The 12,997-nt window shown below is 55.4% G+C and carries 9 protein-coding genes; 4 read left to right on the forward strand and 5 right to left on the reverse strand.

What is annotated here, in order from left to right; translation table 11 throughout:
* Positions 1 to 6: 6 nt before the first annotated feature.
* From leuA to IE099_RS04650, 4 genes are all read right to left on the reverse strand, one after another.
* Positions 7 to 1,680: a 2-isopropylmalate synthase gene (gene leuA / locus IE099_RS04635; RefSeq protein WP_189567771.1), complete on the reverse strand. Its 1,674-nt coding sequence runs from the start codon at positions 1,678 to 1,680 to the stop codon at positions 7 to 9.
* 579 nt (positions 1,681 to 2,259) lie between these two features.
* On the reverse strand, positions 2,260 to 2,739 hold the full coding sequence (locus tag IE099_RS04640) for a transposase (RefSeq protein WP_189567772.1): 480 nt from the start codon (positions 2,737 to 2,739) through the stop codon (positions 2,260 to 2,262).
* A 782-nt stretch (positions 2,740 to 3,521) separates the two neighbouring features.
* Positions 3,522 to 4,307, reverse strand: a complete 786-nt coding sequence (locus tag IE099_RS04645) for a PEP-CTERM sorting domain-containing protein (RefSeq protein WP_189567773.1) — start codon at positions 4,305 to 4,307, stop codon at positions 3,522 to 3,524.
* Between the two features lie 212 nt (positions 4,308 to 4,519).
* A complete protein-coding gene (locus IE099_RS04650) occupies positions 4,520 to 7,417 on the reverse strand; it encodes an alkaline phosphatase family protein (protein ID WP_189567774.1) in 2,898 nt (965 codons plus the stop codon).
* A gap of 411 nt (positions 7,418 to 7,828) precedes the next feature.
* Between IE099_RS04650 and IE099_RS04655 the strand changes: the two genes are divergently transcribed.
* Genes IE099_RS04655 through IE099_RS04670 form a run of 4 tightly spaced genes read left to right on the forward strand, consistent with a single transcriptional unit; the run spans position 7,829 to position 11,769 of the window.
* Positions 7,829 to 8,263: a Fur family transcriptional regulator gene (locus tag IE099_RS04655; protein ID WP_189567775.1), complete on the forward strand. Its 435-nt coding sequence runs from the start codon at positions 7,829 to 7,831 to the stop codon at positions 8,261 to 8,263.
* Positions 8,264 to 8,282: 19 nt separating this feature from the next.
* Positions 8,283 to 9,032, forward strand: a complete 750-nt coding sequence (gene sufC, locus IE099_RS04660; protein ID WP_189567776.1) for a Fe-S cluster assembly ATPase SufC — start codon at positions 8,283 to 8,285, stop codon at positions 9,030 to 9,032.
* A complete protein-coding gene (gene sufB, locus IE099_RS04665) occupies positions 9,029 to 10,468 on the forward strand; it encodes a Fe-S cluster assembly protein SufB (RefSeq protein ID WP_189567777.1) in 1,440 nt (479 codons plus the stop codon). Before sufC ends, sufB begins: the two co-directional genes overlap by 4 nt.
* Before the next feature lie 38 nt (positions 10,469 to 10,506).
* Positions 10,507 to 11,769, forward strand: coding sequence for a SufB/SufD family protein (locus IE099_RS04670; RefSeq protein WP_189567779.1), 1,263 nt, complete (start codon positions 10,507 to 10,509; stop codon positions 11,767 to 11,769).
* 111 nt (positions 11,770 to 11,880) lie between these two features.
* On the opposite strand, the gene IE099_RS04675 is transcribed toward IE099_RS04670, so the two are convergent.
* Positions 11,881 to 12,981, reverse strand: a complete 1,101-nt coding sequence (locus IE099_RS04675) for a transglutaminase-like domain-containing protein (RefSeq protein ID WP_189567781.1) — start codon at positions 12,979 to 12,981, stop codon at positions 11,881 to 11,883.
* Between the last annotated feature and the right edge of the window lie 16 nt (positions 12,982 to 12,997).

Consider the following 12,997-nt stretch of genomic DNA (forward strand, 5'->3'; position numbering starts at 1 on the left):
AAGCTGCTAACGCAGGAGATTCCAGGCGCAGACCAAGGCCTTCACGCCCGCCATCTCGATGGAAGAATCCACCCCGGCTCCCCAGACGATTTCGCCCGAGTCTTTGCGCAGCTGGACATAGGCCGCCGCATCCGCTCCCGAGCCTCCCCGGACGGCGTGCGAGCGATAGTCGGTGAGCACGAAGTCTTTCCAACCGACCTGCTTCATGGCGTGCACGAAGGCGTTGATGGGACCGTTGCCGATGCCCTTCAGCTCGTGCTCTTCGCCCCGCAGCGTGACCTTGGCCACACAACCCACTTCCCCGCGTTCACCCACATGGTGATCGAGTTCGTAATCGTTCAACACCAAATCAGTCTGCACGTTCAGGAACTCGCGGCGAAAGGCTTCGCCCACTTCCTCGACGGAGAGCTCGCGACCTTCCTCGTCGGCCAAGTCGTAAATGCGCTTGCCGACCTGGGGATGCATGGTCTTGGGCAAATCGAAGCCGTGATCTTTGTCCAAGATATAAGCCACCCCACCCTTCCCGCTCTGGGAGTTGATGCGCACGATGGACTCGTAGCTGCGGCCGATATCAACCGGGTCGATGGTCAGATAGGGGACGCCCCACTTGACCTCGTCACCATCCTTGGCGCGACGGTCGAAGCCTTTTTTGATGGCATCCTGATGACTGCCGGAGAAAGCGGTGAAGACCAACTCGCCGGCGTAGGGCTGGCGGTCGGGCACCGTCATGCGGGTGGTGCGCTCGTAGATTTCGCGCAGCTGCGACAGGTTGGAAAAGTCCAGCCCCGTCGCGATGCCATGTGAGTTCATATTCAAAGCCACAATCACGATATCCAGGTTACCGGTGCGCTCGCCGTTGCCGAACAAAGTGCCCTCCACCCGATCCGCGCCCGCCATCAGGCCCAGTTCGGTCGCGGCCACGCCGGTGCCGCGATCGTTGTGAGTATGCAGGGAAATCAGCGCCGCCTCACGATTTTTCAAATTGCGGCACATCCACTCGATCTGGTCCGCATGCACATTTGGCGTCGACCATTCCACGGTGGCGGGCAGGTTCAGGATAATGGGCTCTTCCTGGGTCGGCTGCCAAATTTCCATCACCCCCTCGCAGACCTCCAGGGCGAAGTCCAACTCGGTATCAGAGAAGGACTCGGGCGAATACTGCAGGCGCACCTTGGTCTCCGGCACGGTCGGCACCAGATCCTTGACCCACTGGGTGCCGTCGAGCGCGATCTGCTTGATCGACTCTTGGCTGGCATCGGAAAAGGTGACCCGACGCTGCAGGGTGCTCGTCGAGTTATAGATATGCACAATCACATTCTTGGCGCCCTTGAAGGCCTCAAAGGTGCGCTCGATGAGATGCTGGCGCGTCTGGACCAGAACCTGCAAAGTGACATCGTCCGGCACGCGGTTTTCCTCAATCAAGCGGCGCAGGAACTGGAACTCGGTTTCGCTCGCACTAGGGAAGCCCACTTCGATTTCCTTGAAGCCCACCCCGACCAGCATGTCGAACATCTCCAGCTTTTCCTCCACCGACATCGGGACCGGGAGCGCCTGATTGCCATCACGGAGATCCACCGAACACCAGAGAGGTGCCGTGGTGATTTCGCGGTCCGGCCAGGTTCGATCTGGCAGGTCCACCTTGGGAAAGGCGCGGTATTTGGCAATCGATTCAGTTTTCATGCTGCTTGATTAGTTATGAGTCAGTTCTTGGTGAACCCATTCCCTTTGCCAAGCGCCAAAGCCGTCGTTTTCTTCGAAAAAGAAGAAGAAAAAGACCGTGACGCTGAACAAAAGAAATCTCAACTCCCGGCCACTAGGCTAGGAGGAGAAGGAGCGAAAGGAGCTCGTGGTTCAACGTCACGCGGGGACTATTGGGAAAAAGAGGGCCCGTTGTCGAGAATTTAAAGAAACAGCCCGGTAGGTCAGGATTTGCCAAAGCTGACCCCTGTGATCCTCGGACTCGCCCTTGCATCCTCCCGAATTCAGACCACAGCAGAATCCTCGTCCCATTTCGTCCATCAATGAGCCCACCCTGAACTCTCCTCATCAAGAGGGGGCGGTTTCGGCGAAACCCCGCCCTACCGACTCTGACACACCGGTAGGTCAGGCTTTGCCAAAGCTGACCCCTGTGATCTTCGGACTCGCCCTTGCATCCGCTCAAATCCAATCCACCGCAAAACCCTCGTCCCATTTCGTCCATCAATGAGCCCACCCTCAACTTTCCCCATCAGGAGGGGGCGGTTTCGGCGAAACCCCGCCCTACCGATCTCTCATAGGTAATCCATCCCTTTTCCAGAAATAAGGCCACTTTTCTGCCCCATTCACTAAACCACCACGAACAGGGTTCAGATAGATATATCGGGCCTTACCCGCTGCCGACTCAAAGCTCCGAAGCCGATGATCGAAGAAGTCTCTTTGCCAGCGCACATCCGTATTGTGTGCGATCCATCGCTTCCATTGGGTGATCACGAAACCCATCTTTTCCGGCCCATCGAAGCTAGCCAGCAAATGAACATGATCTGGCATCGCGACAAACACGGAGCAGTTCCAGAGTTCTCTTCGATTGCGATCCTCAATAGATTCTAGGATCACCTTCCAAACCTCGGGTTTTGCCAACTGATTTGGACCACGTTCTTTCGTGCAGATCGTGAGAAAGTAGACTTCACGAAGACTGCCTGATGCGAATGTGAACGGGGATTCATGGCAAAGCCTTTTCCGGCGGTGTATTTCTTCGCTCACGCGGGAGCGTTGCTCAAAAGAACACCTTTTGGAAATATTTTATTTAAAGAAAGAGGACCACAGCCCGGTAGGTCAGGCTTTGCCAAAGCTGACCCCTGTGATCTTCGGACTCGCCCTTGCAGCCTCCCGAATCCAATCCACCGCAAAACCCTCGTCCTATTTCGTCCATCAATGAGCCCACCCTCAACTCTCCCCATCAAGAGGGGGCGGTTTCGGCAAAACCCCGCCCTACCGACTCTGACACGCCGGTAGGTCAGGCTTTGCCAAAGCTGACCCCGGTGATCTTCGGACTCGCCCTTGCATCCGCTCAAATCCAATCCACTGCAAAACCTTCGTCCCATTTCGCCCATCAATGAGCCCACCCTGAACTCTCCCCATCAAGAGGGGGCGGTTTCGGCGAAACCCCGCCCTACCGACTCTGACACGCCGGTAGGTCAGGCTTTGCCAAAGCTGACCCCTGTGATCTTCGGACTCGCCCTTGCAGCCTCCCGAATCCAATCCACCGCAAAACCCTCGCCCTATTTCGTCTACTAATGAGCCCACCCTGAACTCTCCTCATCGAGAGGGGGCGGTTTCGGCGAAACCCCGCCCTACCGACTCTGACACGCCGGTAGGTCAGGCTTTGTTTGTCTGGCGTTCTTGTTTCGCACCACTAGGTGCGCCTTAGCCATTGAAGGAGCACTGCGAAAGCTTGCAAAGCTCTAGAACAATATGGTGTTCCATCCCTCGCTGCCACCAGCTGAGAGAGGACTCACCATTAGTTCTTGCGACCCAGCCAGCACCTAGGCGGCTTTTCTCTGGCGTCGCAGGAGGACTCCACCGGCCCCCAGAGCAAGGAGGGCAATACTGGATGGCTCGGGAACCACGTCCGAGGCTTCCGCATAAGCAGGATCCCTGCAATCTACGTCGGGACGCACGCTGGGGTTCTCGGTATCGAAGATCACCCGGTCCAAGGTGATGCCCACACCCCCTCTTTGACTCACTTGAAGCCAACCATTCACCTGCCCATAAACTGGGTCATTGAAGGAGATTTCGATGGTTTCACAAGAATTCGAAAACTGAGCATTCTGGTCGGCCACTCCACCATAATTGTTTCCATAGGTGATACCGGGTGAAAAAATCACTCCACAAGTCCTGTAGGTCGTTTGAGTTGCCACAGAACCGTTACAGGTAACTTCTCCGGGACGGAATGTTTTGAGGGTCGTAAAGCTTCCCGCAAACTGGGTCGTGCAAAAGGACCCACCTCCTACATAAGAAGTCCCCACCCCGGCTACGTTGCGGACGCCGTTGATTTTCATTCCTAACCAGCGAATCGAATAGTTGGGACTGGAAGAGGTCGTCCCAGAGAGCGAGGACCAGAGCCCCGTATCGGTAATTGAGATATCATCCACCCCATCACCCGTCAGGTCTGCTGACAGATTGTCGGCGAATGTGTATTCGCCTGCTCCGGGAGTGGACGGGCCCATCAACAAAGAATTGCCGGTTTGGGTAATCTGAACGACGGCCGCTTCTGAGGAAACTGCGGCGGTGACACTTGTAACAACAGCGTGCTTTTTATTTAACTTCATAGCAATGGGGATTGACGGAACGTGAGTTCATCTGGGGCAAATTGCCTAGGTCATTTGAGCAACCTAACAATAAACATTCAAGCCTATTTTAAATCTCTAAAGCATCAGCAGATTTTGTTCCACCATTCAGCTCTTATGCTAACTTAATTTCTTCTCAGGTTTTCTTTTCGAAAGCTTCGCCAAGACGGATTGCAGACGACGAGACAGGAGGACTACTTTTCCTCTGTTGCGCTCTGCTCGCGCATCGTGAGAAGTCTCTGGTCGACCACCTTTTTCAAGTCAGGTGCAGAAATTGACCGCTGAAGAAGAGCGCTAAACTTTGCCAACTCTTCGGGTGAACCGTCCACAAAATTATACAAGGACAAACCCACGGCTGGGATGCCACTTCGTTGGCACCACTTCCGCGCGCGATTTTCATATGCTCTCAGGTTCTGCGCCAGCTTCTTCTGGTCTTGGACTTGGGGACCGGAAGCTAGACGGGCAATCATCTTCGACTGACTTTCTATGATGTCTTCAATGGGACGTTCCATAAACAGGATACGATAATGTAGGGTTACCAGATTGCCGGATGAGTTCTTTACCTGGGATGGAAGCATCGGGATGAGCGGGGCAACGACTTTAATGGATTTGCCGCGGGCATCGAGGAGCCAAGCCTTCGGGGTTCTTTTATCGAGCTCAAGAATCTTCTGGTGTTCGTAATAGCCTCGCTGGTTCGACTCGTCGGGAGTCCGGAGTTTGTCGGAAAAAGGCTCAATCCCTGCAAACTCCAGAACTTGCATCATGAGCGAAGTGCCCGATCGGGGCAGTCCGGAAACGACCGTGATCACTTCCTTTGAGGAAACGGATTCGGCATCCGTGAGCAAAGAGCGATTCAAAGGGATGCGAGGCTGCAATGCGGACTTGTTGACATCGGTGGGACCTTGAATCCGGGACCGCCTGGCTTTGCCTAACAGCGATTGCTTCTTGAGGGACTTTGCCAGAGCGATTAATCGTGTCGCCTGAATGTAATCGCGATCGACCCGCTTGAGAATGAGCGCCAGCAGCCGATAAGCGGACGGTGACCCTGGTGCGAGTTTGATCGCAACCTTGAGCGCCTCCTTGGCTTCTTCCGGCTTGTTGAGTGAGAGAAGGATATAACCTCTCAAGTAGTGGGCGCGACCACGCTGAAAGTTGAGCGCAATCGACCTGTCGATATACTCGAGCGCCACCTGCGGCTTCTTCGCTCGCAAATACTGCCGCGCAAGACCCAGTGAATTGGCTGCGGATTCAGGCTCAATACTTGCCGCCAAGTCGAGAACCTCGATCGCTTCCTCGTAGCGCTTCAAACGGCTGAAAGCAAAGGCCCGCAAGCGCAGGGAAGACGACTTGGCGGAAAGGTCCCTATCGAGATTTTCGGTCTTGGCCAGGACCTCCTCATAGCGGCCTTCCGCGAAGTCCACCACCGCCATCAAATGCTGGAAGGAGTAGAGATTTGGGCGTAACTTTTGATACAATTGACGAAGGTTCTGGTGGTAGGCACGCTTCTCTTGGTCCGACTTGCCTTCGAGTGGATCCTTCTTTTCCTTTAAGAGTTCTTCTTCCCTGGCCTTGATTTTTTCGACTTCCTCCTCGGCTTCTTTTTTCTCCTGAAGGCGTCTTTCAAGCATCTGGGGAACGAGCGCTTTGAGCTTATGGATTCGCTTGGTTTTCTGGTAGCAGCTCGCCAGCTTGAAGCCGAGCTGATGCTCTTGTGGAAACTCGTGATACAGGGGCTCCAAGATATCGATGGCCGCTCCGAAAAGGCCTCCATCCATGTAACTAGTCGCTAGATTTTGCTGATGCTCGGCACGGGTTTGCGCAGCCGCCTTTTCCTTCCCTCCCACTGGCTTTTCGATGTAACCCAGCGCGACCAATTGCTCGAGAGCTTCCTCGTCGGCAGCTTCATCCAGTTTGGTATCGGCAGTGTGGCAGCCGTCATCTCCCTCGACTTGATCCCAGCTTGGGATGGAGGAGATTCCACGCGAGTCAGCCATAATCTCGTGCAGGACACGGCCATCCATATCTTCCCCAACCGCGAGTCCGTTGAGATGAAGAATCGTTGGGCAGACATCCAGCAGCGATGCTCCCACAACCTGTTGACCCGCACGGATCTCCGGTCCTCGTGCCACAAAGATGCCATACTCCCGATGCTCTCGTGCTGGTCCCGCGTGTTCGCGCGGAATGTATTTGAGCCTGGCCTCATCGGGATGGAAGCCGTGGTCGGAGATGAGTATCACATTGCAATCGTCTCCGGCCTGCCGCAGCAGAGTGCCCAGCATCATATCATGGTATTCGTAGCCCGCCGCATTGACTCGGGAGAAGAGCTTGAAGTCTGCTTCTCTCACATGGTCCAGCTTGGGGGGATGATACTTCATAAAGCCATGGCCAAAGTGGTCGATGGCGTCGAAGTAGACACACATCAGATCCCAGGGCTCGTTCTGCATGAGTCCGGTGGCAGCACTGTTGATGGAGGTGCAGTCGCCGATAATCTTCATCAGGCTTTGCATCTCCCCGCGGTTGATGAGTTCCTTTTTTTCCTCAAGGGTCATCTCGTCCAGAGCAGGAACAAAATGGCTCAAATCGCCGGGACTCAACTCGGAAGGGTGAAAATGAAGTTCTTCCAAAATCGGGGCAAGACGCTCGGGATGAACACAAGCCTCCGGCATTTCCCAATCGTCTTTCTTCGCAGAGCCCTCCGAACGTTGATAGCGATTGGAAACCATGACGCCTCGACTGAGTGGCTCGGGCGGATGGGAAGGCCACCAGCCAACCGTAATGGTGTTCTTTCCCTCTTGGTTGAAGATATTCCAGACCGCTTTGGTCTTCCGGGAAAGGTTGGAAATCGGTCGTACGAAACCACTCGTGGGATCGATTTCGGTGAACCCGAGAATGCCGTGTTTGTGAGCTCGCTTTCCAGTCGCGATTGACGTCCAGAGCATCGGGCTGAAACAAGGTTGCAGAGTCGCGAGATTGCCCGAACTTCCCTCCTCGATCATCTTCGCCAGATGAGGCATCCGGCCAGCCTCTATCAGGGGCGTAATCATCTTCCAATCTGCCGCATCCCAACCGACTAGAAGTGTTTTTCTTCTCATTTGCATCTGGATATCATTCAGGTCTCCTTGTTCAACCGCTGACTGCGCATACTTCTACACAGCCTCAGATGCTGAAAAGGAGTGGACAGTCACAAGAAAAGCCATTGGAAGGAGAAGAGAAAAACAGTCTCAGCAAAATACGATCCAATCCCCCGCGCGCCCGACAAGGTCTGCCGCAGACTTGGAAGAACTGGCTTTGTCCCCATATCTTTTTCATAGTGAACAAATTGACCCCGAAGGGCAACGGGGCAGCTTGGTAGAACCGCCACCCGCATGGCCTCGCCGGCTAGCGACGAGCACATATGAGGCATCGGTGACGGAACCTCGTGCTGAAATGCAGCAGCAGTCATTTTAGAATCATTCCTATTCTTTCTTGAGATTGCGCAACGAGGCGGTAGGTTGCCCCTGCCGATGGGAATTCAGCCAGTCAACTTACCCAGCCGCTCCGACGAGATTCCGTCGGAGCTGGGAGGCTTGCGCATGACCAAGCAGCGCAAGGAAGTCTACGGAGTCCTCCTCGACCAGCGCGATCACCCGACCGCGCAGGATGTCTTTCTGCGCGCCAAGGAACGGATGCCCTCCATCTCGCTCGCCACAGTCTACAACTGTCTGGAAGCCCTCGTCGGCCACGAGTTGGTGAAGCAGGTCAACTTTGACCGCTCGCCCTCGCGCTATTGCCCGAATCTCGAAGAACACGTCCACTTCCAGGATGAGGCCACGGGCCAAATTCACGATGTGGTCTTTAAAGAGGGAGTTAGGCTTGAAGATTTTCTCGATTTGCCGCAAGGCGTCGAGGTCAGGGAGCTGGAGCTGACCCTGAAAGGCATTATGCCTGGCTCCAACTAGTAAACAGAACGAACGAAAGATGAGTCTCCTTATTGAAAATTTGCACGCGAATGTGGACGGAACCGAAATCCTCAAGGGCCTTTCCTTGGAGATTCCCAAAGGCGAAGTCCACGCCATTATGGGACCCAATGGTTCGGGGAAATCGACTCTTTCCAAAGTGTTGGCCGGTCATGATGACTACGAGGTGACTGCGGGTTCCGCGACCATGGATGGCGAAAATCTCTTTGACCTGGAGGTCGACGAGCGTTCCCGCGCCGGTCTCTTCCTCGCTTTCCAATACCCTGCGGAAGTCCCCGGGGTATCGAACGCCAACTTCCTGCGCGCCGCCCGTCAGGCCCGCCTCCCCAAAGGTGAGGAAATCGACGCGGTGAAGTTCTACCACGAGATGTATGAGAAGATGGATGTGCTGGAGATGGACCGCAAGTTCACTGCCCGCGCCGTCAACGAAGGCTTCTCCGGTGGTGAAAAGAAGCGCAACGAGATTCTCCAGATGATGATGCTGGCCCCCAAGTATTGCCTCCTCGACGAGACCGACTCTGGCCTCGACATCGATGCTCTCAAGGTGGTTGCCAAGGGGGTCAACGCGATGCGCTCCCCCGACCGTGGCTTCCTCGTCATCACCCACTACCAGCGCCTGCTGGACTACATCGAGCCCGACTATGTGCACGTGATGTCCGACGGTAAAATCGTGAAGAGCGGCGACAAGAGCCTCGCCCTGGAGCTGGAAGAAAACGGCTATGACTTTTTGAAAGAGGAGGTTGCAGCATGAGTTACGACGCTGAAGTCATCGAAACCGACGCGGATACCGCGGAAGCGATCGACATCGATCGCTCCAAGGGCGATTTCACCTTTCCCGAGAACCACAAGTTCGATGCGGGAGTTGGTCTGAACAAAGGCACCATCGACTACATCTGCGACGTCAAGAAAGACGCGGACTGGATTCGTGAGTTCCGCCATCGCGCCTTGGAAGTCTTCGAGAGCAAGCCCATGCCCACCAACTGGGCGACGCACGATCTCGACAACATTGATTTCGACAAAATCCGCTACTACCTCTCTGATGGACAAGCGCCCAAGCGCAGCTGGGACGATGTTCCTCCCGAGGTCCTCGAAACCTTCGAGCGTCTCGGCGTTCCGCAATCGGAGCGCGCGTTCCTTGCGGGAGTGGAAGCTCAGTACGACTCCGAGGCCGCTTACTCCAACATGAAGGAAGGCCTCGAGAAAGAGGGCGTGATCTTCGTGAACTCCAAGGAGGGCCTCAACGAACACGAGGAGATTTTCCGCCCTTGGTTTGGCAAAGTCATTCCGACCGGCGACAACAAGTTCTCGGCTCTCAATAGCGCGGTCTTTTCCGGCGGTTCCTTCATCTACGTGCCCAAAGGCGTGAAGCTGAAGCAGCCCTTGCAGGCCTACTTCCGCATCAACTCCGAGAACTTCGGCCAGTTCGAGCGCACCCTCATCATCGTCGATGAAGACGCGGAACTGACCTACATGGAGGGCTGCACCGCTCCCAAGTTCGAGACCGCAACCCTGCACTCCGCCGTGGTGGAAATCGTGGCTTTGAAGAACGCCAAGGTGCAATACATCACGGTGCAAAACTGGTCTTCCAACGTCTTCAACCTCGTCACCAAGCGGGGCATGGCTCACGAAGGCGCGGAGATTCGCTGGATCGATTGCAACATCGGCAGCCGTCTCACCATGAAGTATCCCGGTGTGGTCATGAAGGGTGAAGGCGCTCGCGGCGAAGTGATTTCCATCGCTTTGGCCAACGACGGCCAGCACCAGGACACCGGCGCGAAGATGATTCACGCCGCCAACAACACCACCTCCAACGTGGTCTCCAAGTCCATCTCGGTGGGCGAAGGACGCTCCACCTATCGGGGCCAAGTGCACATCCCCAAGCACCTAAAGGGCTGCAAGAACAACACCGAGTGTGACGCCTTGCTCATCAACTCAAAGAGCCGGACCGACACCTACCCCGCCATCACCGTGCGCGGCAACGACCATGTGACCCAGCATGAGGCCAGCGTCAGTCAGGTGAGTGAAGAGATGCTCTTCTACATGCAGCAGCGTGGCATCGGTGAAGCAGAGGCCATGAGCTTGGCCGTGAACGGATTTATCAATGACCTCGTGCGCGAGTTTCCGATGGAATACTCGGTCGAACTGAAGCGACTCATTGAATTGGAGATGGAAGGAAGCGTGGGCTAGTCCCAACGACTAGAAACCTAGTAGTAAACAATTTTTTGATGAGTGCTGTTTTAGCAGAAGAGAAAGCGCAAGTGAGTGTGAATTTCCCCGATTGGTATGAAAAGCTCCGCAGCGAAGCGGAAGCAAAGTATGCGGAGTTGGCGTGGCCGACCCGCAAAGATGAGAACTGGCGCTTCGGCTCCTACAAGAATGCCAATCTGGCGGAGGCTAACATCGTTCACGGCGGTGAAGCCAACGGACTTCCCGAGCCGGCATTGGAAAACGCGATTCGCTTCGTCTTTTGCAACAACGAGCTCGTGGCTACCGAAGGCACCATTCCCGAAGGAGTGGTCGCCGGACCATTTGCCGACATCCTGCGCGACCACGGCGATTGCATCGAAAGCCTTCTCCCTCCGCTGCAGGGCCGACTGGGTTCTCCCAAATTGGCGGCTCTCCATCGCGCGAAGAGCCAAGGTGGTTTCGCGATCAATATCGGTATCGATTGCCAGCAGCCCATTGAGATCGTGCATCTCGCTTCTGGCAACGAGGTCACCACCCTCCCCTACATCCTGATTGTCGGCATGCCCGGCAGCAAAGGCATTGTCTTGGAGCGCTTCGTGAGCGCCAATGAGACCGACGTCGCCACCGTGGTCTCGGTGAGCGATTTGGTTGCCATGGACGATTGCGAATTGCGCTACCTTGTCTCCCAGGAGCTCAACGAGAAAAGCCACTTCATCCGTCTTGCTGATTCCAAGTTGGGCAAGAACACCCGCACCAAGACCGGTTCCATCCACACCGGTTCCGCCTGGGCTCGCGAGGAAACCTATTCCACCGTCGATGGCGCAGAGAGTAATTCCGAGATTCTCTCGGTGGCGATTCCCGACACCGGCCAGGAATACGACCAACGCACCTTTCAGCACCACGGCGCGCCCCACACCGGCAGTGACCTGCTCTTCAAGAACACCCTCTTTGGCAAAGGAAAGACCGTCTTCTCGGGCCTCATCTTCGTGGATGAAGGCGCTCACTACACTGACGCCTACCAGACCTGCCGCAACCTCTTCATGAGCGACGAGGCGGAAGCGAACTCCATGCCCGGCTTGGAAATCAACGCCGACCAAGTGAAGTGCTCTCACGGCAGCACCTCCTCCCGCGTGAGCGACGAAGAGATCTACTACCTTTGCAGCCGAGGCATCGATCCCCGCAGCGCCCGCCGCATGATCGCGCAAGGCTTCTCCGCCGATGTCGTCGAAAAGTTCGAAGACGAAGCCCTCGAAGCCTTCGCCCTCACCCGCATCGACGCCAAGTTCGCGAAAGTGGACTAAGGCAGAAAAATCTTCCTTAAACTCTCAAGACCTCGACCCATTCGGTCGGGGTTTTTTGTTAGCCGGAAGAGCTCACAACCGAGCTGAAGGTCTGAAACTTTTTCGACCTTCCTATCTCACTTCCCAATTCTCCTTAGTTTTCAAGCCCTCTAACTTCCCACCTCCCTTCACCCAAAATGCGGCACCTTGGAGCCAATCGATCTTCTGCACACCAAAATGATGGGTATCGAGACTAAGGGTAGGATCGACATGAAGAGTGAGAAAATCTCCGGGGTCGTCACCGAAGAATTTCAGCCTCTCAGACGAGAGATCATAGCTCACCGCCAAAGAGAGATCTACCGGAACCCAGCCAACTCCCTGCGCGAAAAACTCGGCCTTAACATGGCTCTGGTAGTAGGCAATGCCATGCAAGCTCTCACCAGGCTCAGCCGATTGGGCCCATCGTCCAGACAGACAACGCGCAGGAATTCCTTGTGAGCGCATGATCGCCACAAAGAGCACCGAGAGCCCTCCGCAGTCCGACTTCCCCAGCCTGCATACCCTCGTTGCCTGCCGCTCCATTTGCTCCGAATACTCGTAGGAAAAGCTGCCAGCGAGACTCTGAAAGACACGACGCGCAAAGCCTATCTCGCCTTCCGCCTTCGCTCGCACATATCCCTTTTCTTTCAGCCAAACCACAAATGGCGGAGCAGGATAATCGAACATTTCGCTAGGACGCAAAGCCACCCGCTTCTCCGGCTCGGAAAGAGTCGGAGCCTTTTCCTGAGACTTCCCCTGAATCAATTTCCGAGAAAAAAGCTGAGCCCCGGTAAAAACACGAAGGTCCACCGCGTGCTGAGCCCCGCCCTCCCCGGGCACTCGAATCAACAGGAGTTTTCTCTGCAATACGCTGGAACTAAAGGCCAGTTGACCATGCGGATTACTCTTCACATGACTCACCTCTTGGGATGGAAGGCTGGGGGCGTGAGCGGCATAGAAAATCCACTCATCCGCTACCAAACTAGGAGCGCTCACTTGGTAGCTCAACTTGCAATCGACCTTCTCGGAAGGCCGCCTCTCGATAGCATACCCCGAATTGAGGCCAACCGGCACCTTCGGCAACTCCGAAAGAATCTTCTCCTCTTCGTCCGAGAAGCCTGATGCGCCCAACCGCTCGGTGCAACCCATCGCCAAGAAACAGCTCAGAAGAATAAGCAAAGACGGAATATTCATCCCAGCAGCTTACCTC

The sequence above is a fragment of the Roseibacillus persicicus genome, assembly GCF_014651675.1.
GTDB classification, from domain to species: Bacteria; Verrucomicrobiota; Verrucomicrobiia; order Verrucomicrobiales; family Akkermansiaceae; genus Roseibacillus; species Roseibacillus persicicus.